We start from the raw sequence: 20,332 nt of genomic DNA, 5'->3' as shown, positions 1-20,332 counted from the left end.
CGCTCCTGCGTTAACGGAGCAGCCCGGTGGCAACGGCTAGGCTGGAACACTGACACGGGGTGCCGCGCATCAGCCGGCTGAGATCCAGACCCGTTGAACCTGTCCGGTTAGCACCGGCGAAGGGATGTCTGACTTGTCCGCGAGATCGAATCAGTCCGAGTTTCTGCCCAGCGATTGTCAGACGGCAGGGCCGTCCCCGTCCGTGCCGTCCCCGTCCGCACCCCCGCGCATTCCCCGCGTGCTGGCCATCGCCGGCTCCGACCCCTCCGGCGGGGCCGGGATCCAGGCCGACCTGAAGAGCATTGCAGCGAACGGCGGCTACGGCATGGCCGCCATCACGGCCCTGACGGCCCAAAACACCCAGGGCGTGCGCGCCGTCCACGTGCCCCCGGCCGCGTTCCTCACGGCCCAGCTGGACGCCATCAGCGACGACATCGGCATCGACGCCGTCAAGATCGGCATGCTCGGCGACGCCGCGGTGATCGACGCCGTCCGCAGCTGGCTGGAAAAGGTGCGCCCCGTCGTCGTCGTCCTGGACCCGGTGATGGTCGCCACCAGCGGCGACCGGCTCCTGCAGGAATCGGCCGAGGCCGCCCTGCAGGCCCTCCTGCCGCTGGCGGACCTCATCACGCCGAACCTCGCCGAACTCGCCATCCTGCTCAAAGAGCCCGCCGCGGCCGACTGGGCTGAGGCCTTGGCGCAGGGCAAACGACTGGCGGCCCTGACCGGCACCACCGTGCTGGTCAAAGGCGGGCACCTCAAGGACGGACACTCCCAGGGCGGCCAGCCCGGGGACGGACCCGTCGACGGCGGCGATGCCGCGGAGGGCGGGAACGGCGCGGGCGCCGGCTGCCCGGATGCATTGGTGAACACCGGGGGCCTGCTCGGCCGGGAAACGGTGGTGGTGCCGGGGGAGCGGATCGCCACGCGCAACAGCCACGGCACCGGCTGCTCCTTGTCCTCGGCCATGGCCACCGTGCAGGCCCGGGTGGGGGACTGGGAAGCGGCGTTGCGGGAGGTCAAGCCGTGGCTGCTGGGCGCGCTCCGCGAAGCCGCGGCCCTGGACGTCGGCTCCGGCAACGGTCCGGTCCATCACTTCCACCACATGCAGCAAACTGGCGATGTGCACGCCCTCAAAGACGACCAACGCGGCCAGGGCAGCCTCGACGGCCACGGTCCGGCGGAGGGCGAGTTCGCCGCTGCCTTGCGCGCAGGGGCCGCGGGCGATCTTGACGCCATCTACGCCCTGGACTTCATCCGCGGGCTGGCCGACGGGACCTTGCCCGAGCACGAGTTCGCGTACTACCTCGCCCAGGACGCCATCTACCTCAACGGCTACTCCCGGGTCCTGGCCCGTGCCGCCGCGATCGCCCCCACCGAGGCGGAGCAGCTGTTCTGGGCCCGTTCCGCACAGACCTGCCTGGAGGTCGAATCAGAGCTGCACCGTTCCTGGCTCAGCACCCGCCCCACTGCCCCCAACCTGGGCCCGGTGACGAAGTCGTACGTGGACCACTTGCTGGCCGCCTCGGTGGCCGGCAGCTACGCGATCCTCGTCGCGGCGGCGCTCCCATGCTTCTGGCTCTACGCCGAGGTCGGGGCCACCCTGCACCGGGAATTCCTTGCCGGCGGCGCCCCCGTGGCACACCCCTACGCCGACTGGCTGCGGACGTACGCCGATGAGGACTTCGCCGCCGCGACCCGGCAGGCCATCGCGTACACGGACACGGCGGCCAGACGGGCATCCGGGAGCGAGCGGGAGGCCATGGCCCTGGCTTTCCGGCAGTCATCGGGCTACGAAGTGGCCTTCTTCGACGCGCCGCGGCTGTACGCCTGACACGACCTGGCCCGCACAGCCGGTACGATGGTGGGGCACGGTTCCGGAAGTCGTTGCGGCAGCACAGCATCAAGACGGTCGAGATCACGGTCAAGAACATTGACACGGTCTTTGCTTCAAGACGTTGTGGCGCCTATCACGGACTACCAGCCGGAACCAGCCTCATTTGCGGCCGAAGGCAAAATTAGCGTATTCTAGGTCTTCGGTGCTTACGCCAACACTTGGGTTATGACCCTGAGAACAGCCTGCTTGGAATTCCAAGTGGATTTGTTCCGGGGATAGCTCATGGGTTCCCCCGGGGAATCCACCGGCGTTGAGGCACAGCGTGAGCCGGTCCAAACAATTTGGCCCCAGGTTCCGCACGCAAATCTAGTAATAAACGTCGAGAGAAGTGAGTTCCCCAGTGGTGTACGCGATTGTCCGCGCAGGCGGCCGCCAAGAGAAGGTTTCCGTTGGAGACTTCGTTACCCTGAACCGCGTCCCCGGTGGAGCCGGCAGCACCTTTGAGTTGCCCGCACTGCTCCTGGTGGACGGTGACAAAGTCACGTCTGCTGCTGCGGACCTGGCCAAGGTAACGGTTACGGCTGAGATCCTCGAAGACCTTCGTGGTCCGAAGATCGTCATCCAGAAGTTCAAGAACAAGACCGGTTACAAGAAGCGTCAGGGCCACCGTCAGGAACTGACCAAGGTCAAGATCACCGGTATCAAGTAACTCTTCGTTACTGTTCAGGTTCCAGCAGATTCCCCAGAATTTTTTGAAGGCAGGCATTCCAAATGGCACATAAAAAAGGCGCGAGTTCCACTCGCAACGGTCGTGACTCCAACGCCCAGTACCTCGGCGTCAAGCGCTTCGGTGGCCAGGTAGTTTCCGCAGGCGAGATCATCGTCCGCCAGCGCGGCACCCACTTCCACCCGGGCGCCGGCGTCGGCCGCGGCGGGGACGACACCCTGTTCGCCCTGACCCCCGGTGCTGTCGAATTCGGCACCCGCCGTGGTCGCCGCGTTGTGAACATCGTGGCTGCTGCAGCTGCAGAGTAACAAAACGTTCTAAATCGGTGGGGCGGGCCATTAGGTCCGCTCCACCGGTGTTTTAACCGCATTACAATCATCTTGGGCCCCTTTGTGGGTCCGGGGAACAGCACTGAGGAGATCCACGTGGCGAGCTTTGTAGACCGGGTAGTACTGCACGTATCCGGCGGTACCGGCGGCCACGGCTGTGTCTCCGTTCACCGCGAGAAGTTCAAGCCCCTCGGCGGTCCCGACGGCGGCAACGGCGGCAACGGCGGCGACGTCATCCTGCGCGTCGATCTCCAGACCACCACCTTGCTCGACTACCACCACGCACCCCACCGGCACGCCACCAACGGCGGCCCCGGCATGGGCGACTGGCGCGGCGGCAAGAACGGCGAAACCCTGATCCTTCCGGTGCCCGTAGGTACCGTGGTGAAGTCCAAGTCCGGTGAGGTCCTCGCCGACCTCGTGGGCGAAGGCGACGAATACATCGCCGCCGCCGGCGGCATTGGCGGCCTCGGCAACGCCTCGCTGTCCTCCCAGAAGCGCCGCGCGCCCGGCTTCGCGCTGCTCGGCATCGAGGGTGAATCCAGCGACGTCGTCCTGGAGCTGAAGTCCATCGCTGACATCGCTCTCGTCGGCTTCCCCTCGGCCGGCAAGTCCAGCCTGATCGCCGCCATGTCGGCCGCGCGGCCCAAGATCGCCGACTACCCCTTCACCACCCTCATCCCGAACCTGGGCGTCGTCCAGGCCGGTGAGGTCCGCTTCACCATTGCCGACGTCCCCGGCCTGATCGAGGGCGCCAGCGAGGGCAAGGGCCTCGGCCACCACTTCCTGCGCCACGTCGAGCGCTGCGCAGCCCTCGTGCACGTACTGGACTGCGGCACGCTCGAATCGGACCGCGATCCGCTCTCCGACCTCGCCATCATCGAGGCCGAGCTGGAGAAGTACGCCGTGGACATGAGCTACAGCGGGTCCGACGGCGAAGTGGTTCCGCTGAACCACCGCCCCCGCCTGGTGGCCCTGAACAAGGTGGACCTGCCCGACGGCAAGGACATGGCCGAGTTCGTCCGCCCCGAACTGGAATCCCGCGGCTACAAAGTCTTCGAAATCTCCGCGACGAGCCACGAAGGCCTCCGCCAGCTCGGCTTCGCCATGGCCGAAATCGTCCAGGCCGCCCGCGACGCCGTCGCCGCGACCCCGCCGAAGGTGCAGGCCCCCGTGCTGCGCCCCCGCGCCGTCAACGAGACCGGCTTCACGATCCGCCGCGAAGAGAAAAACCTCGAGCCGCTCTTCCGCGTCCTCGGCGACAAGCCCGTGCGCTGGGTCAAGCAGACCGACTTCACCAATGAGGAAGCGATCGGCTACCTCGCGGACCGCCTGGCCAAGCTCGGCGTCGAAAATGAACTCTTCAAGCAGGGCGCCACACCGGGCGACACTGTGGTCATCGGCGAGGACGACGGCGTCGTCTTCGACTGGGAACCGACCATGATGGCCGGCGCCGAACTTCTCGCCTCACCGCGCGGCACCGACGTGCGCTTCGCCGACATCGGCGACCGCCCGACGCGTGGCCAGAAGCGCGACGAACAGCAGGAGCGGCGCGACGCGAAGGCCGCCGCCCGTGCGGAGCTCGAAGCCGAACGCAAGGCCGGCATCTGGACCGAGTCCGTCAGCGGACGCCGCGCGCGGCAGCCGCTCAAGGAGAGTGGACTGGGCGCAACAGATGACGAGTAAGACCGTCGTCGAGCACCGGTCGCAGCCCCTCAAGGCCCACACCCTCAGCGCCCCGGACCGCAGTGCGCTGTCCGGGGCCCGCCGGATCGTCGTCAAGGTGGGCTCGTCCTCGCTGACGTCCATCAAGGGCGGGATCTCCGAAGAGGCCCTGACCGGCCTCGCCGACGCCTTGGCGCACCAGCGCAACGCCGGCACCGAGATCATCCTGGTGTCCTCGGGCGCGATCGCAGCCGGCCTCGCCCCGCTGGGACTCGAGAAGCGCCCCCGCGACCTCGCCACCCAGCAGGCCGCTGCCAGCGTGGGCCAGGGCCTGCTGATGGCCCGGTACACCCACGCCTTCGGCGCGCACGGCGTCACCGTCAGCCAGGTGCTGCTGACCGCGGATGACCTCATGCGCCGCAGCCAGCACACCAACGCGTTCCGCGCGCTGAACCGGCTCCTGAACCTCGGCGTCGTCCCGGTGGTCAACGAAAACGACACCGTGGCCACCCACGAAATCCGCTTTGGCGACAACGACCGGCTCGCCGCCCTGGTGGCCCACCTGGTCCGCGCCGACGCACTCCTGCTGCTCTCCGACGTCGACTCCCTGTACGACGGCCCGCCGTCGCACGGCGCCAAACGGATTGCGCACGTCTCCGGCCCGCACGACCTCGACGGCGTCTCGATCGGCAGCACCGGCAAGGCCGGCGTGGGCACAGGCGGCATGGCCACCAAGGTCGAAGCCGCCAGCATGGCCGCCGGTTCCGGCATCCACGCCTTGGTCACGTCCACGCCGAATGCGGCTGCGGCACTGGCCGGCGAGGACGTGGGCACGTGGTTCTCCGTCAATGGCGCGCGCAAGCCGATCCGGCTCCTGTGGCTGGCCCACCTGGCCACCGTGCACGGCACCCTGGTGCTCGACGACGGCGCGGTCAAGGCCGTCCGCGACCGCCGCACCTCGCTGCTGCCTGCCGGGATCGCCGCGGTGAAAGGCCACTTCGAGGCCGGCGACGCCGTGGAGATGGTGTCTGTCGACAACACCGTGATTGCGCGCGGGCTGGTCAACTATTCCGCCGCCGAGCTGCCCCAAATGCTGGGCCGCTCCACGCGGGAATTGGGCAAGGCGCTGGGCCGCGGATATGACCGCGAAGTTGTTCATGTTGACGACCTGGTGCTGGTCTAGGTCCACTGGACGCCTAAACTGGAAGCATGACTGAGGCCCTGACTTCCGCCGCCGTGCCCGCCGCCGTGTCTGACGTGCCTGCCGGCACCGTTCCCGCCGGCACTGCCGTACCCACCCAGGGTTTCGGCGCGGCGCCGGATCCGGCAGGGACGCCGGCCACGGCAACGGACATCGAAGCTGCCGTCCACGCGATCGCTGACCGCTCGCGCCACGCTGCCCGCAAGATGGCGCACGCCAACCGGGCCTGGAAGGACCGGGGCCTGCGCGCCATCGGCAAGGCGCTGGTGGAACACAAACACCAGATCCTGGCCGCCAACGCCAAAGATGTCGCGGCAGGCCGGGCCGCCGGCACGAGCGCCGCCCTGCTGGACCGCCTGACGCTGACCGAATCACGCATCACGGCCCTCGCCGCGGCGCTGGAAAACCTCGCCACGCTGCCCGATCCCGTTGGAAACGTCGTGCGTGGCCAGACCCTCCCCAACGGGCTGCGCCTGCGCCAGATCAACGTACCCATGGGTGTGGTGGCCGCGATCTATGAGGCCCGCCCGAATGTCACGGTCGACATTGCCGGACTGGCCCTCAAGAGCGGCAACGCCGTCATCCTGCGCGGCGGGTCCGCCGCCGCCGCCACCAACGCCGCCCTGATCACCATCCTCCGGGATGCGCTGGAATCGGTGGGCCTGCCCGCCGACGCCGTCCAGACCGTGGACCAGTACGGCCGCGACGGCGCCAACGCCCTCATGCGGGCGCGCGGCCGGGTGGACGTGCTCATTCCCCGCGGCGGCCGCGAGCTGATCCAGGCCGTTGTGACGAACTCGTCCGTACCGGTCATCGAGACCGGTGAGGGCAATGTCCACATTTACCTGGACGCTTCCGCCGGCGAGGAAATGGCCGTCGACATCCTCCTCAACGCCAAGACCCAGCGGCCCAGCGTCTGCAACACGGTCGAAACGCTCCTGGTGCACTCCAAGTCAACCGTCCTTCCCGCCGTCGCTTCGGCATTGCGGGCAGCCGGGGTCACCCTGCACGTGGACCAGCGCATCCGCGCCGCACTGCCGGCCTCGATCCAGACGGTGCCTGCCACGGAGGAAGACTGGGCCACCGAATACATGAACCTGGACCTGGCAGTGGCCATGGTGGACAGCCTGGACGAGGCCGTCAGGCACATCCGGAAGTGGACCACCGGCCACACCGAAGCGATCCTGACCAACGACCTCGCCAACGCCGAGCGCTTCATCGCCGAGGTCGATTCGGCCGCCGTGATCGTGAACGCCTCCACCCGCTTCACCGACGGCGGCGAGCTCGGCCTCGGCGCCGAGGTGGGGATTTCCACCCAAAAACTGCATGCCCGCGGCCCCATGGGACTGACGGAACTGACCACCACGAAGTGGATCGTGCAGGGCGAGGGCCAGGTCCGGGGCTAACAACGCTGTAACATGGAACGGAAGACCGGAACGGCGGACACCTCCGCCGTCGTCAAATTTTGAACTCACTAGGGGAGAACATGCTGTCGCAGCAGATCGCCACTTTCGTCGCCGCCGTCGGCGAATCGGGCCACGAGGAACTCGCACCGCTCATCGCACCGCCGTTTGTCATTGGCGGCTCCCTGTTCGTGATTCTGGTCGTCTTGCTGTTGATCACGCTGTCCTACTCCAACCTGGGCAGGCGCCACGTGGCTGTCGAGGAGCACTCGGATCCGCACCGCCAGCACCCGAACAAGCACGATCACAGCCAAGGTCACTAATATTTCCGCCACCATGAGGCAGCGCGGCGCCCAGCGCCGCCTGCGTCTGGGTGTGATGGGCGGCACGTTCGATCCCATCCACCACGGACACCTTGTCGCGGCCAGTGAGGTCGCGGCCAAGTTCGACCTCGACGAAGTCGTGTTTGTGCCCACCGGCCAGCCCTGGCAGAAGATGGCCAAGAAAGTCAGCGAAGCCGAGCACCGGTATCTCATGACAGTCATCGCCACGGCCTCGAACCCCCGCTTCACCGTCAGCCGGGTGGACGTGGACCGTCCGGGACCGACTTACACGATCGACACCCTGCGTGACCTGCACACCCTGCGACCGGACGCCGACCTGTTCTTCATCACCGGCGCGGACGCCCTGGCCCAGATTTTGTCCTGGAAAGACATCGATGAACTCTGGTCCCTCGCTCACTTCGTGGGCGTAACCCGGCCTGGCCACGTTTTGGACGGCATGGGCCGCAAAGACGTCAGCCTCCTGGAGGTCCCGGCCATGGCCATCTCCTCCACGGACTGCCGCACGAGGGTGGCCGAAGGCAACCCGGTCTGGTACCTCGTGCCGGACGGGGTGGTCCAGTACATCGCCAAGTACGGCCTGTACCACGCCAGCACCGACTCAGTCCGCCCCGATTCCGAACACGCTGAGGCCACCAACGCCGGCAACGGCGCGGCAGGGGTCGACCCCGCACAGCACGATCCCACCTTCGAGATAACCCAACCAGCCAGCACTGAATGAGTTTGCCATGAGTCAGGAACAGCCTCCCATCCGCAGCCGCCGCGAAATGCGACAGGCCAGAGATGAACGTCTGGACACTCAGGGACCGGGCGAACCGACCGAGGCCGAAATCACCGGCCGGAGCCGTCGCGTTGCCGACGCTCCCGTGGACTCTGTGCGTGGCGGTGCCGAACGGTCCTCTCAGGTCCGGGCACGGGACCGTGCCGCCTTGCGGACCATCAAGGAACTGGCTGAGAAAGAAGGCCAGCTGGCGCAGGGAGGGCCGCCCACCCGGCGCCAGCTGCGGCTTTTGGAGCTGGCGACCGAAACCGCCCCGGCCACCCAGGCCAACACCATCGTCCCGGTGTCGCCGCGGACCCGGGCCACCCCCGTGGTTTCCCCCGCTCAGAAGGACGCTGCCCCAAAGGATGCCGCCCAGAAGGGCGCGGTTCCGGCTGTGTCAGCATCCCCGGCTCCCAATGCTCCCGCGCCGGACAGCGCCGGACCCGGCCGGCAGACGCCCGAGGGGATGACCGTGGAGCAGGCGCTGGCCGCGCGCGAACTCCTCGCGGAGCAGGCCAAGAACCAAGTGGCCAAGATGGAGCACATCGCGGCCACGGATCCCGACGCCGTTGATCCGGCCGTCCTGGCCGAGCAGATCGCCCTGGCTGAGCGCGCCGCGATACTGAACCGCCGTGCCGCCGCCAAGCAGAAGCTCGCGGAACAAAACAGCCAGCCGGCGGTGCCCCGCAACGATCCGACCACGGCCAACAACCTGGCAATGGTCACGCCCTTGGAATTTGAGAAGGTTCCCGGCGTGGAGCGGCCCGTCATGAAGCGCCCTGCCACGTCGTATGTTCCGGTTGTCACCAACCCGGGTCCCCGGGTGGACGCGCCACGGAAACCCGGCGCGCGGCGTCCGGGCGTGTCCCGCCAGCGGCCCGCAGGCCCGGCTGGCAGCCGGGCAGGCGTCCTGGCCCGCGCAGAAGAAGCCGCCAAGGCCGGAACGGCGCGGCCGGCAAGCGCCGCGGCGAATTCCGCGGGGGAGACGGACGAGCGGTTGGTGGGCGGGGAGCCCGTGGCCGCGAATTCGGCCTACGGACTGGAACCCCTGGATGCCGCTACCGCCGGGCTGGGCCGGGCGCGGCGCCTCCGTCTGCTCCAGCTCGGCGTCCTGGCCCTGGGGATCGTCGCCCTCATCGCCGGCATCACCCTGATCGTCACCGGGCTGGCCCGCTAGGCCGGGGGCCCGTCCAATGGCACCCCACTAAAACGGCACCGCGGCTGTTCGGCCCGTTTCCCACCGCAGCGTTCGCCCGACGGCCACCCAAGTTCAGCTCTTGACCCCACAGTTTTCATTCCAAGACAGTTTTCATTCCAAGCATTTTTCTTCACCATAAATTTCATCACTACAAGGAGTCCCGTGTCTGCAACCGATTCATCCATCACTACCGCCCGCCACGCAGCCCGCGCTGCCTCGGAGAAGCTTGCCGAGGACATCGTGGCCCTGGACGTCAGCGAACGGCTGGCCCTGGCCGACGTGTTCCTGATCGCCTCGGCCCCGAGCGAACGCCAGGTCAATGCGATCGTGGACGGCATCGAGGACGAGCTCGCCAAGTTTGACCAGAAGCCCGTCCGCCGCGAGGGCCGCTCCGGCGGTCGCTGGGTCCTGCTGGACTACTCCAACGTCGTCATCCACGTCCAGCACGAGGAAGACCGCATTTTCTACGCCCTCGAGCGCCTGTGGAAGGACTGCCCCGTCGTCGATCTGCAGCTGGGCGAGGACGCCTCCGCCAAGGCAGCCGCCGCCACGGACACGGAGTAGCAACCCGCGCACCGGCCACGCCCATTGGGGCGAATATGCCCGATTTGGAATTTTCCGAAGGGCTGGTCTAAGATATTTGAGTTGCTTCGGAGAGATCCGGACAAAGAACCGGAACTTTGCGCGTCAGCAGGCGTGCTCGGAGCAGCGAAAATTCGGGGCTGTGGCGCAGCTGGTAGCGCACCTGCATGGCATGCAGGGGGTCAGGGGTTCGAGTCCCCTCAGCTCCACCGGATAATCCGCCGGAATCGAAAGATTCCGGCGGATTTTTTTCTGCCCGGATCCAGGGTGCGGGGCTGCTCCAGGGCGTGCCGGGCGAGCAAATTCACGGGCCGGGGTGCCGATTAGCGCGAACGCGATTTGTGGTTTAAGCTAATCAGGTTGCTTCAGGGAAGATAAGAACTTCCAAGGCAAATGAGGGGCTGTGGCGCAGCTGGTAGCGCACCTGCATGGCATGCAGGGGGTCAGGGGTTCGAGTCCCCTCAGCTCCACCAACCAAGGGAACCACCGTCAGACGGTGGTTCCCTTTTTCGTACCCCCCGCAGGTGTGCAGCCGGTCAGAAAGCGCGTCCGTCAAGACCGTCTCATGACCGGACGTCACAAACTGTCATTTAAGCTCTCCACCCTGAGCTGGACCTTGCTATCGTCGCTAGGAGACGGCCGCCATGCGGCCAGCTGGAAGGCCATTTCCGGCTCCACGACTAAGGACCATCATGAAGCGCACACGACTTTCCGTTATCGGCCTCATTGCAGCAGCTGGACTCGCCCTGGCTGGCTGCGGCTCGGCGTCCACCACTCCGGCCAGCTCGGCGCCGGCCGCCGGTGCGGACACCTCCCTCAGCGACGTCAAGAGCTCGGGCGTGCTCAAGGTCGGCACGGAAGGCACCTACAGGCCGTTCACGTTCCACGCCAACGGCAGCGGTGAACTGACGGGCTACGACGTCGAGATCATGAACGCCGTCGCCGAGAAGCTGGGCGTCAAGCCGGCCTACCAGGAGACGCAGTTCGACGCCATCTTCGCCGGCCTCGACGCCAAACGGTTCGACGTCGTCGCCAACCAGGTTTCCATCACGGACGAGCGCAAGGCCAAGTACGATTTCTCCACGCCCTACACGGTGAGCACCGGCGTCGTCGTCACCAAATCGGACAACAACAGCATCAATTCCTTCGAGGACCTGAACGGCAAGACCACGGCGCAGTCGTTGACGAGCAACTGGTACAAACTGGCGCAGCAGAGCGGTGCGAACGTCGAGGCCGTGGAGGGATGGGCGCAGGCGATCACGCTGCTCAAGCAGGGCCGCGTCGATGCGACCATCAACGACAAGCTGACGTATCTGGACTACCAGAAGACCGACAACGACACCGCCATCAAGGTTGCCGCCGAGACCACTGACAAGTCGCTGAGCGCCTTCGCCCTGCGCAAGGGATCGACCAGCCTGACCGACGCCATCAACAAGGCCCTCGGCGAGCTGGCGGCCGACGGCACCCTGACGAAGATCTCCCAGAAGTACTTCGACGCCGACGTCACGAAGTAGCCCTGTGACAGCCGCCGAGAAACGCCGCGTCCGGGTATGAGCATCAACTGGGAACTCGTGTGGTCATCGCTGGGCCCCCTCCTGTCGGGTGCAATCTTTGGCACTATTCCCTTGGCGCTGGCGTCGTTCAGCCTGGGCCTCCTACTGGCCCTGGTAGTTGCCCTCATGCGGCTGAGCCGCAACCGGCTCATCTCCGCGGTGGCGAGGATCTACATCTCCGTCATCCGCGGAACCCCGCTCCTGGTCCAGCTGTTCGTCATTTTCTACGGGCTCCCGTCCGTCGGAATCACCATCAGCCCCTGGCCCAGCGCCATCATCGCGTTCTCCCTGAACGTCGGCGGCTATGCCGCGGAGGTCATCCGGGCGGCCATCCTGTCCGTTCCCAAGGGCCAGTGGGAGGCCGGCCACACCATCGGAATGTCGCGCCACCAGACACTGGTGCGGATCATCCTGCCGCAGGCGGCGCGGGTCTCGGTCCCGCCGCTGTCCAACACCTTCATCAGCCTGGTCAAGGACACCTCGCTGGCGTCGCTGATCCTCGTCACCGAACTGTTCCGCGTGGCGCAGCAGGTGGCGGCTTTCAGCCAGGAGTTCATGCTGCTGTATCTGGAGGCGGCCGTGATCTACTGGATCATCTGCCTCGTCCTCGCCAGCGGACAGTCCGCCCTGGAGAAGAGATTGGACCGCTATGTCGCCCACTGAACCGCTTCCCCCGGAACCGCTTGAACCGCCGCCCCCTGGGAATACGCTTCCGGACGCCGCTGTCCCGGTGGACGCCCTGCTGACCGTCACGGGCCTGCGCAAGGCGTTCGGCCACCATGTTGTGCTGAAATCCATCGACCTTGAAGTCCGCCGCGGCGAAGTGGTTACGTTGATCGGGCCGTCCGGGTCGGGCAAGACGACAGTGCTCCGGTGCCTGAACGGCCTCGAAATGCCCGACGCCGGCGTTGCCGAGTTCGCGGGGCAACTGACCGTCGACTTTTCCACTCCGGTGGCGAAGAAGCAGGTGCTCGCCTTACGGGACCGCAGCGCCATGGTGTTCCAGCACTACAACCTCTTCCCGCACAAGACCGTCTTGGAGAACGTGATCGAGGGCCCGGTCCAGGTGCAGAAGCGGCCCAAGGCTGAGGCGATCCAGGAGGCACGGGAACTGCTGGAGCGCGTCGGCCTGGCCGGCAAGGAGAACAGCTATCCGTTCGAGCTCTCCGGCGGCCAGCAGCAGCGTGTCGGGATTGTGCGTGCCCTCGCCCTGCGCCCGCAGCTGCTGCTCTTCGACGAGCCGACCTCGGCGCTGGACCCCGAACTCGTGGGCGAGGTGCTGACCGTCATCAAGGAACTCGCGGACGAAGGCTGGACCATGGTGGTGGTCACCCACGAGCTCGCGTTCGCCCGCCAGGTGGCCGACGAAGTCATCTTCATGGACGGCGGCGTGGTGGTCGAGCGCGGCCACCCCGACACCGTGCTGCGGGACCCGCGGGAGGAACGCACGCGGCAGTTCGTGGATCGCCTGCTGAACCCGTTCTGAGGCAACCAGCCAGCGGCGGCCAATAGCGGCCAGCAAAGCGGCGACCCAAAGCGGCGACTAAACTTGGACGCGTGAACGATACCCTGCCCCCGTGCCCCGAATGCTCCAGCGAATACACCTATGAAATGGGGGCGCTCCTGGTCTGCCCGGAGTGCGCGCACGAATGGTCCGCGTCCGCGGAAACTGACACAGACGCCGGCGGCGCCGCCCCTGCCGACGCCGTCGTCAAGGACGCGGTGGGCAACGTCCTCGCCGACGGCGACACCGTCACAGTGGTCAAGGACCTGAAAATCAAGGGCAGCTCCACGGTCATCAAGGTCGGCACTAAGGTCCGCGGTATCCGTCTGGTCAACGGTGTGGGCGACCACGACATCGACTGCAAGGTGGACGGCGTGGGCCCCATGCAGCTCAAGTCCAGCGTCGTCAAAAAGATCTGACCGGGGCCGGAGCGTGACTGTGGAGACGGCGCGCCGGGCCGACGTCGTCGTGGTCGGCGCCGGGCAGGCGGGGCTGTCGGCGGCCTACCACCTTCAGCGCCACGGCTTCATCCCGGCCGGCCCTGCCGGGGCCGGCACGGGGCAGACCGCGGCAGAAGGACCAGCAGCGGCGGAGGCCCCGCCTGCGGGGACGTATGTCGTGCTCGACGCCGAGGACGGGCCCGGCGGCGCCTGGCGGCACCGCTGGAAGAGCCTGCTCATGGCCACGGTGAACGGCATCAGCGACCTCCCGGGAATCCCACAGCCCGACGTGGATCCCGCCGAGGCCAGCTCCAGTTTCCTCACCCGCTATTTCGGCGGGTACGAACACGACCTCGGCCTCGCGATCGAGCGGCCCGTTAAAGTGCACTCGGTGACCCGGGAAGACGCTGATCCCGCCGGACGGTTGACCATCACCACTTCCAGCGGCGGGTTCTCTGCCCGCGCCGTGATCAACGCGACCGGCACCTGGACCCGGCCGTTCTGGCCCATCTATCCGGGCAAGGCCAGCTTCCGCGGCCGGCAATTGCACGTTGCCGACTACGTTTCCGCCGGCGAATTCCGCGGCCAGCATGTCATCGTGGTCGGCGGCGGGATCTCGGCTGTCGGGCTGCTCGATGAAATCTCCAAGTTCACCAGCACCACGTGGTTCACGCGCCGGGTACCTCTCTGGCGCGAGGCCGCCTTCGACCGGCAGGCGGGCCACGACGCCGTCGCCCTCGTTGAGGAGCGGGTGCGCCAGGGCCTCCCGCCGCAGAGCGTCGTCTCCGTGACGGGCCTGATCTGGACCCCGGCCCTGCGCGCCGCCGCGGCGCGCGGCGTCCTTGACCGGCACCCCATGTTCACCGCGATCGAGCCCGACGGCGTGCGGATGGCTGACGGCAGCTTCCTGGCCGCCGGGGTAATCCTGTGGGCCACGGGATTCCGGGCCGAACTCGAACACCTCGCCCCGTTGCACCTGCGCGGACCTGGCGGCGGCATCGCGATGGACGGCACCCAGGTCGCGGCCGAGCCGCGGGTCCACCTCGTCGGCTACGGGCCGTCCTCGTCCACGATAGGCGCCAACCGTGCCGGCCGGGCCGCCGTGGCGGGCATCGTCACACTGCTGGCCCGGACCGGTATAACGTAAAACGTAAAACGTAAAACACTGCAGTGCAGTACCCAGGGCCCACGTACCGGGTCCCGGCACCCCAGCCAAATTCCCAAGCCCAAGTAGAAACGGCGGCACAACGCGCGTGACGGACAACAACTTCGAATCGCTCTTTGCCCGGCTGGGACGATTCCCCGACGTCGAGGCCGCCAACCTGCAGGCCTGGGATGCCACGGACAAGCTCCTGCTGGAGGCCGCCGCCGGCCTGCTGCAGCCCGGGGGACGGCTCACGGTCATGGGGGACCGGTACGGCGCCCTGACACTCGGGGCGCTGACGCTCGGGGCGCACCCTGTCCGGGTCCACCAGGACCTCATCACCGGTGAACGGGCGCTGCGGGCGAACGCCGAGGCCCTGGAGATCGACGCCGGCTTCGAACACCTCCCGTTGGGCGCCGGCCTGTTGGAGGGCGCGTCACTGGTCCTGCTCCAGTTGCCCCGGTCCCTGGCGGAACTCGAGGAGATCGCCGACGCCGTCGCCCGCTACGCCGCTCCCGACGTCGTGCTGCTGGCGGGCGGACGCGTCAAACACATGAGCCTGGGCATGAACGCTGTGCTGGCGCGCTACTTCGAGGACGTCCAGCCCCAACTGGCCCGGCAGAAATCACGGCTCCTGCTGGCCCGGCGCCCCAAGCCGGTCCCGGCCGCGCTGCCCTTCCCGGTCACTGAGGTCAATGACGAACTGGGCCTCACGGTCTGCGCACGCGGCGCCGTGTTTGCCGGCACCGGGCTGGACATCGGAACCAGGTTCCTGCTGGACTTCCTGCCCCGGATGCCGCACGCCACCCGTGCCGTTGACCTTGGCTGCGGCACCGGAATCCTCGCCGCGATGTACGCCCGTGCCAACCCCGGCGCCCGCGTCACCGCCACGGACCGGTCCGCGGCCGCCGTCGACTCTGCCCTCGCCACGTCCCGGGCGAACGGCCTGGACGGCCGGATCGACGTGCTCCAGGACGACGCCATGAGCTCTCTGCCGGACGCCGGCGCGGACCTGGTCCTGCTCAACCCGCCTTTCCATCTTGAAGCGGCCGTCCACTCCGGCGCAGGGATCAAGCTGATCGAAGCGGCAGGCAGGGTGCTCGCCCCGGGCGGGGAGCTCTGGACCGTGTTCAACAGCCACCTGCACTACCGGCCGGCACTCGAACGCCTGATCGGGCCCACCCGCGAGGTCGGCAGGAATCCGAAGTTCACCGTGACGGCAAGCACCCGGCGGCCGTAGCGGCAGAAACATTGTGTCTGAAAAGCGCAAGTGTGGGCGCAGGCCTGCACGTAACGTACGATTCTGACAACTGCTGTGCGTGGCCAAAGACGTTTAGAGGTATCAGTGACCGAGTTCCGGCAACCCTCTCCGAGGCGAGGGACCAACCTACCGAAGATGGGTGACTTCAACCTCACGGTCATCTTGGACGCCATCCGCCGCGCGCCGGGCGGCTTGAGCCGGGTGGAGCTCGCCCAGATCGTCGGACTCTCGCCGCAGACCATCTCCAATATTTCCCGCCGCCTGCTGGACCAGCACCTGATCGTCGAGGCAGGCAAGGAAGGCACCGGACCGGGCAAGCCAAGGACCATGCTCCGGCTCAATCCCGCAGGAATGTATGCGGTGGGCGTGCACCTGGACCCCGCCGTACTTACGTTCGTCGTGCTGGACCTGCTCGGCGCCGTCGTCAGGCACTCACGGATCAGCACCCCGCCCGGCACCGACCCCCGGGCGGTCATTGACACCATCTCGGACGAAATCAAGCGGCTCATCATGGACTCCGGGGTGGACCCGGACCGGATCGCCGGGCTCGGGGTTGCCTCACCGGGCCCCATCGACCTCAACGACGGCGCCGTCGTGGACCCGCCCCTGCTGCCGGGCTGGGACCACGTGGGGCTGCGGGATGCCCTGGCCGAAGCCACGGGCCTGTCCACGATCATGGACAAAGATGTGACCGCCGCAGCCGTGGCCGAAACCTGGGCCGGCGGCCCCAGCGGCGAGGGCAGCTTTGTCTTCATGTACATGGGGACCGGGATCGGCTGCGGGATCGTCCTCAACGACGAAGTGGTCCGCGGAACCTCGGGCAACGCCGGGGAAATCGGACACATCATCGTGGACCCGGGCGGCGCCCTTTGCGACTGCGGACAGCGCGGCTGCGTGAAATCCTCCGCCATTCCGCAGGTCCTCGTGGCGCAGGCCGAGGCGGCCGGCGTACTGGATGGATCGCTCCAGGAAAGGAGCGCGCCGGCGGTCCAGGAGCGGTTTGCCCAGTTGTGCGCGATCGCCGACGCCGGCAACGAAGAGGCCAAGGAAATCATTCGACGGTCCGCCGTGCTTGTGGCCCGTGCCGTCTCGGCCATCACCAACGCCCTGGACGTGGACCGCGTGGTCTTTGGGGGCCCGTTCTGGACGTGCCTCTCAGCGGCCTATCTGGAGCTGATCCCGGCCCTGGTAGACGCGAACAGCGCCACCCGGAAGATCCACGGGATCGAAGTGGTGGGCACAGGAGTGGGCGAGGACGTCGGCGCCGTCGGTGCCGCCTGCCTGGTGCTGGAACACACGCTTGCCCCGCGCTCCCAGCGCCTCCTCCTCGAAGGATAGACGTCGCTGGTGGGCTGACCCGGCCCGGCCGCCTCAGCGGGCCAGCCGGGCGTCAGTCGATGTCCTCAACGACCGTCCCATAAGGAATAGTGTCGTCCAGATGCGCCTGGTGGCCGGTGGGGCCGCGGTTGTAGGAGACCCGCACCCCGTGCGACTTATCTGCGGCCGACTGCATGAGGACGGGCCGGACCGTGTTGATGAAGCTCTCGCTCTTGCCGGCGAGGTACTCCTTGTAGCTGGCTGGAAGCTGAATCATGGCAACAGGATAGTCCTGACCGCGTGCGTTGGGGAGAGCGGCCGTGCCGGCCGGAAACCGCCCCTTCGGCGAACATAATTCTGCCCGGCACCGCAAACGGCCGTAAAGGTGCGTCTTAATTCGGGCGCCGACTTGAAGGGCCCCGCTGCCCGGCCTTAGAGTTCTATACAAGTTACCTCAGTAACGTGTCAGCGATCCTCCGCTGAAGGCTGCCCCCAAGGCAGCCCAGGAGGGTGTGGGTGCCCCCATGTGGGCCTGACATTTGCTCACGGACAACTTCGTATCAGGCGTAACAGTCGCGGCTGCGCCCTGCTGAAGTTCCCTCCGTGTTCCCCAAACTCAATTCACTGCCGACGGTGTTTCCGTATCTGTATCCGGTCATCCGGGTTTCCGGTCTCCTGACGGCAGTGTTCACAGCCAAGGACGCAAATGTCACCACCAAGCCTTATCGACACCCATCCCAATCTTGGCGGCGCAGCCCCTGTTGCGCTGTCCTACGAGCTGTTTCCGCCGCGGTCGCCCGCGGCCGCCGAATCCCTCTGGACCACCATCGGCGAACTGGAAGCCACGGACCCGGACTACGTCTCCGTGACCTACGGCGCCAGCGGCTCCAACCGCAGCACCGCCGTCGAACTCATCAACCGGCTCGTGCAGGAAACGACGCTCCGGCCCCTGGCCCACCTGACCTGCGTTGGGAACTCCCCGCAGGAACTGGCGGAGATCATCGGCGAACTGCTCGACGTCGGTGTCCGCGGCATCCTCGCCCTGCGCGGTGACCGGCCCAAAGACGGCGTAACCCCGCCGCCGGGATCGCTCCGGTACGCCCAGGACCTGATCGAACTCATCCGCCGCGTGGAGCAGCGCCGCTCGGCACTGCTGTGCGCCGGCAAGGTGGCGGTCGGCGTCGCCGCCTACCCGACCCGGCACCCGGAATCCCCGAGTGAGGCGCACGACATCGAGGTCCTGCTGGCCAAGCAGCGCTCCGGCGCCGACTTCGCAATTACCCAGGTCTTCTTCCACACCGAGCAGTACGCCGACCTCCTGACCCGGGCACGCCGGGCCGGGGTCACCATACCGATCATTCCCGGGGTCATGCCGCTGACCAGCCTCCGGCGGCTCGCCCGCCTCGGCGAGCTGACCGGCGTGGAACCGGCCCCGGAACTCATCGAACGCCTCGCGGCCGCCGATACCGACGCCGAACGGACCCGGATCGGGGTCAGCGCCACGGTGGATCTCGCCAACGCGGCCCTGGCCGCCGGGGCCCCCGGCATCCACCTTTACACGTTCAATGAGCACGCCGCCGCCCTGGACGTGCTGGACAAACTCGCCCTGCCCCGGCCGCGAAGCGGCAACCGCGGCAACCGGCAGGGCGGCAACCGGCACGGCGCCGGCCGCATCAGCGCCTCCCGGCGTGCCGCCAGCCAGCTCGCCAGCTGAGCACCCACCTCCGTCATCTGTCAACGACAACTTCAAGGACTTCCCATGACTGAACTTCTCACCACCCCCTTCCCGTCCGCCTCGATCCTCGGCTACCCGCGAATCGGCCGCCGCCGCGAACTCAAGAAAGCCGTCGAGGCCTACTGGGCCGGCAAGATCGACGCCGCAGCCCTGGACGCCGCCGCCAAGGAAATCCAGCTCGGCACCGCCAAGCGCCTCCAGGGCCTTGGCCTGACTGAAGCCGCGGCCGTCCCCGGCACCTTCTCCTACTACGACCAGGTGCTCGACGCCGCCGCCCACCTCGGCGCCGTGCCGGCCCGGTTCGGGAACCTCCTCAACGCTGAGGGACAGCTCGACATTGACGGCTACTTCACCCTGGCCCGCGGCAACAAGGAACAGCAGCCGCTGGAAATGACCAAGTGGTTCGACACCAACTACCACTACCTCGTGCCGGAAATCGGCCCGGAGACCAACTTCGCGCTGACCTCCAACCGGATCGTCGAGGAATTCGAGTACGCCCTCGCCAACGGCGTGGAAACCCGCCCGTACATCGTCGGCCCGGTCACGTTCCTGCTGCTGAGCAAGGCCTCCGACGACGCCCCGGCCGGCTTCAGCCCGCTGTCCCGCCTCGAGGACATCCTCCCCGTGTACGCCGCACTGCTTCAGAAGCTTGCCGCCGCCGGCGCCAGCTGGGTCCAGCTCGACGAGCCCGCCCTCGTGGTGGACCAGGACACCCCGGCCGTGGAAATCCAGGCCGCCGTCGCCCGTTCCTACGAGGCCCTCGCCGCCACGGCCCAGCGCCCGCAGCTTTTCGTCTCCACCCCGTACGGCGCGCTCAACGGCCAGCTCGGCACGCTCGCCGCCACCGGCATCGACGCCCTGCACCTGGACGTCTTCAAGGGCGAGGTCCCGTCCGCCGCGGCCCTGGCCGCGCTGGGCAACAAGACCCTCGTCGCCGGCGTCGTGGACGGCCACAACATCTGGCGCAACGATCTCGCCGCCTCCGCGAAGAAGATCGCCGAACTGAAGAAGTCGGTGGCCAAGCTCGCCGTCAGCACCTCCACCTCCGCCCAGCACGTCCCGCACGACGTCGACGAGGAAGTCCAGCTGTCCGAGCAGCTGCGCAGCTGGCTGGCCTTCGCCGACCAGAAGGCCGTTGAAGTTGTCACCCTCGCCGGTCTGCTGAGCGACCCCGAAGCCGTCCAGCCCGCCATCGACGAGGCCACCCGCGTCATCGCCTCCCGCGCCGAGGCCGAGGGTGTCCGCCGCGGCGACGTCCGGGCCCGCACCTCCGCCCTGACCGACGCCGACTTCAACCGCTCCGCCTACGCGGTCCGCGAGGCAGCCCAGGAG

At 67.5% G+C, this 20,332-nt stretch carries 19 protein-coding genes, 2 tRNA genes, 1 pseudogene and 1 riboswitch; of the genes and pseudogenes, 21 read left to right on the top strand and 1 reads right to left on the bottom strand.

Annotated features, from left to right (window positions below):
* Positions 1-45: 45 nt before the first annotated feature.
* Positions 46-142, top strand: a riboswitch (TPP riboswitch).
* From LQV16_RS07990 to LQV16_RS07900, 19 genes are all read left to right on the top strand, one after another.
* Entirely contained in the window at positions 125-1,834 is a 1,710-nt protein-coding gene (locus tag LQV16_RS07990) for a bifunctional hydroxymethylpyrimidine kinase/phosphomethylpyrimidine kinase (RefSeq protein ID WP_290369348.1), read from the top strand. Its footprint overlaps the riboswitch before it by 18 nt.
* A gap of 403 nt (positions 1,835-2,237) precedes the next feature.
* A complete protein-coding gene (gene rplU, locus LQV16_RS07985; protein WP_018773353.1) occupies positions 2,238-2,546 on the top strand; it encodes a 50S ribosomal protein L21 in 309 nt (102 codons plus the stop codon).
* A 62-nt stretch (positions 2,547-2,608) separates the two neighbouring features.
* A complete protein-coding gene (gene rpmA / locus LQV16_RS07980) occupies positions 2,609-2,872 on the top strand; it encodes a 50S ribosomal protein L27 (protein WP_009372867.1) in 264 nt (87 codons plus the stop codon).
* A gap of 117 nt (positions 2,873-2,989) precedes the next feature.
* Positions 2,990-4,579: a GTPase ObgE gene (gene obgE, locus LQV16_RS07975; RefSeq protein WP_229993369.1), complete on the top strand. Its 1,590-nt coding sequence runs from the start codon at positions 2,990-2,992 to the stop codon at positions 4,577-4,579.
* Positions 4,569-5,741: a glutamate 5-kinase gene (gene proB / locus LQV16_RS07970; protein ID WP_229993368.1), complete on the top strand. Its 1,173-nt coding sequence runs from the start codon at positions 4,569-4,571 to the stop codon at positions 5,739-5,741. Before obgE ends, proB begins: the two co-directional genes overlap by 11 nt.
* Before the next feature lie 26 nt (positions 5,742-5,767).
* Positions 5,768-7,165, top strand: a complete 1,398-nt coding sequence (locus tag LQV16_RS07965) for a glutamate-5-semialdehyde dehydrogenase (protein WP_229993367.1) — start codon at positions 5,768-5,770, stop codon at positions 7,163-7,165.
* A gap of 80 nt (positions 7,166-7,245) precedes the next feature.
* Positions 7,246-7,485, top strand: a complete 240-nt coding sequence (locus LQV16_RS07960) for a hypothetical protein (protein WP_229993366.1) — start codon at positions 7,246-7,248, stop codon at positions 7,483-7,485.
* 13 nt (positions 7,486-7,498) lie between these two features.
* Entirely contained in the window at positions 7,499-8,224 is a 726-nt protein-coding gene (gene nadD, locus LQV16_RS07955; RefSeq protein ID WP_290369347.1) for a nicotinate-nucleotide adenylyltransferase, read from the top strand.
* A 7-nt stretch (positions 8,225-8,231) separates the two neighbouring features.
* Complete coding sequence (locus tag LQV16_RS07950; RefSeq protein WP_229993365.1) at positions 8,232-9,443, top strand: hypothetical protein; 1,212 nt, start codon at positions 8,232-8,234, stop codon at positions 9,441-9,443.
* Between the two features lie 183 nt (positions 9,444-9,626).
* Positions 9,627-10,028, top strand: a complete 402-nt coding sequence (rsfS, locus tag LQV16_RS07945) for a ribosome silencing factor (protein ID WP_229993364.1) — start codon at positions 9,627-9,629, stop codon at positions 10,026-10,028.
* 154 nt (positions 10,029-10,182) lie between these two features.
* Positions 10,183-10,255, top strand: a tRNA-Ala gene (locus tag LQV16_RS07940).
* A gap of 188 nt (positions 10,256-10,443) precedes the next feature.
* Positions 10,444-10,519: transfer RNA gene (locus LQV16_RS07935), tRNA-Ala, on the top strand.
* A 219-nt stretch (positions 10,520-10,738) separates the two neighbouring features.
* Positions 10,739-11,560: an amino acid ABC transporter substrate-binding protein gene (locus tag LQV16_RS07930; RefSeq protein ID WP_229993363.1), complete on the top strand. Its 822-nt coding sequence runs from the start codon at positions 10,739-10,741 to the stop codon at positions 11,558-11,560.
* Positions 11,561-11,596: 36 nt separating this feature from the next.
* The gene (locus LQV16_RS07925; RefSeq protein WP_229993362.1) at positions 11,597-12,262 is read left to right on the top strand and encodes an amino acid ABC transporter permease; all 666 of its coding nucleotides are present in this window, start codon (positions 11,597-11,599) and stop codon (positions 12,260-12,262) included.
* Positions 12,249-13,085 carry an amino acid ABC transporter ATP-binding protein gene (locus LQV16_RS07920; protein ID WP_290369346.1) on the top strand — a complete coding sequence of 279 codons (837 nt, stop codon included), beginning with the start codon at positions 12,249-12,251 and terminating at the stop codon, positions 13,083-13,085. Before LQV16_RS07925 ends, LQV16_RS07920 begins: the two co-directional genes overlap by 14 nt.
* Positions 13,086-13,156: 71 nt before the next feature.
* Complete coding sequence (locus LQV16_RS07915; RefSeq protein WP_229993361.1) at positions 13,157-13,522, top strand: zinc ribbon domain-containing protein YjdM; 366 nt, start codon at positions 13,157-13,159, stop codon at positions 13,520-13,522.
* Between the two features lie 13 nt (positions 13,523-13,535).
* Complete coding sequence (locus LQV16_RS07910) at positions 13,536-14,690, top strand: NAD(P)-binding domain-containing protein (protein ID WP_229993360.1); 1,155 nt, start codon at positions 13,536-13,538, stop codon at positions 14,688-14,690.
* 106 nt (positions 14,691-14,796) lie between these two features.
* On the top strand, positions 14,797-15,927 hold the full coding sequence (locus tag LQV16_RS07905; RefSeq protein WP_229993359.1) for a class I SAM-dependent methyltransferase: 1,131 nt from the start codon (positions 14,797-14,799) through the stop codon (positions 15,925-15,927).
* Between the two features lie 156 nt (positions 15,928-16,083).
* The gene (locus LQV16_RS07900; protein WP_229993358.1) at positions 16,084-17,286 is read left to right on the top strand and encodes an ROK family transcriptional regulator; all 1,203 of its coding nucleotides are present in this window, start codon (positions 16,084-16,086) and stop codon (positions 17,284-17,286) included.
* Between the two features lie 52 nt (positions 17,287-17,338).
* On the opposite strand, the gene LQV16_RS07895 is transcribed toward LQV16_RS07900, so the two are convergent.
* Entirely contained in the window at positions 17,339-17,542 is a 204-nt protein-coding gene (locus LQV16_RS07895; RefSeq protein ID WP_229993357.1) for a hypothetical protein, read from the bottom strand.
* A 429-nt stretch (positions 17,543-17,971) separates the two neighbouring features.
* Between LQV16_RS07895 and LQV16_RS07890 the strand changes: the two genes are divergently transcribed.
* On the top strand, positions 17,972-18,979 hold the full coding sequence (locus LQV16_RS07890; RefSeq protein WP_229993356.1) for a methylenetetrahydrofolate reductase: 1,008 nt from the start codon (positions 17,972-17,974) through the stop codon (positions 18,977-18,979).
* A gap of 45 nt (positions 18,980-19,024) precedes the next feature.
* A pseudogene (locus tag LQV16_RS07885) lies at positions 19,025-20,332 on the top strand (5-methyltetrahydropteroyltriglutamate--homocysteine S-methyltransferase); the annotation flags it as partial.

Origin of the sequence: Arthrobacter sp. Bi26, assembly GCF_918697925.1 — a bacterium.
In the GTDB taxonomy this organism is placed as follows: domain Bacteria; phylum Actinomycetota; class Actinomycetes; order Actinomycetales; family Micrococcaceae; genus Arthrobacter.
This window is presented reverse-complemented; position numbering and strand designations above follow the sequence as displayed.

Excerpts from the sequence above, each read along its gene's own strand:
- LQV16_RS07990 (WP_290369348.1), top strand. The coding sequence starts at position 125 with ATGTCTGACTTGTCCGCGAGATCGAATCAGTCCGAGTTTCTGCCCAGC.
- proB (WP_229993368.1), top strand. The coding sequence starts at position 4,569 with ATGACGAGTAAGACCGTCGTCGAGCACCGGTCGCAGCCCCTCAAGGCC.
- LQV16_RS07965 (WP_229993367.1), top strand. The coding sequence starts at position 5,768 with ATGACTGAGGCCCTGACTTCCGCCGCCGTGCCCGCCGCCGTGTCTGAC.
- nadD (WP_290369347.1), top strand. The coding sequence starts at position 7,499 with ATGAGGCAGCGCGGCGCCCAGCGCCGCCTGCGTCTGGGTGTGATGGGC.
- LQV16_RS07925 (WP_229993362.1), top strand. The coding sequence starts at position 11,597 with ATGAGCATCAACTGGGAACTCGTGTGGTCATCGCTGGGCCCCCTCCTG.
- LQV16_RS07960 (WP_229993366.1), top strand. The coding sequence starts at position 7,246 with ATGCTGTCGCAGCAGATCGCCACTTTCGTCGCCGCCGTCGGCGAATCG.
- LQV16_RS07895 (WP_229993357.1), bottom strand. The coding sequence starts at position 17,542 with ATGATTCAGCTTCCAGCCAGCTACAAGGAGTACCTCGCCGGCAAGAGC.
- LQV16_RS07920 (WP_290369346.1), top strand. The coding sequence starts at position 12,249 with ATGTCGCCCACTGAACCGCTTCCCCCGGAACCGCTTGAACCGCCGCCC.
- rpmA (WP_009372867.1), top strand. The coding sequence starts at position 2,609 with ATGGCACATAAAAAAGGCGCGAGTTCCACTCGCAACGGTCGTGACTCC.
- LQV16_RS07950 (WP_229993365.1), top strand. The coding sequence starts at position 8,232 with ATGAGTCAGGAACAGCCTCCCATCCGCAGCCGCCGCGAAATGCGACAG.
- LQV16_RS07890 (WP_229993356.1), top strand. The coding sequence starts at position 17,972 with ATGTCACCACCAAGCCTTATCGACACCCATCCCAATCTTGGCGGCGCA.
- LQV16_RS07900 (WP_229993358.1), top strand. The coding sequence starts at position 16,084 with ATGGGTGACTTCAACCTCACGGTCATCTTGGACGCCATCCGCCGCGCG.
- LQV16_RS07930 (WP_229993363.1), top strand. The coding sequence starts at position 10,739 with ATGAAGCGCACACGACTTTCCGTTATCGGCCTCATTGCAGCAGCTGGA.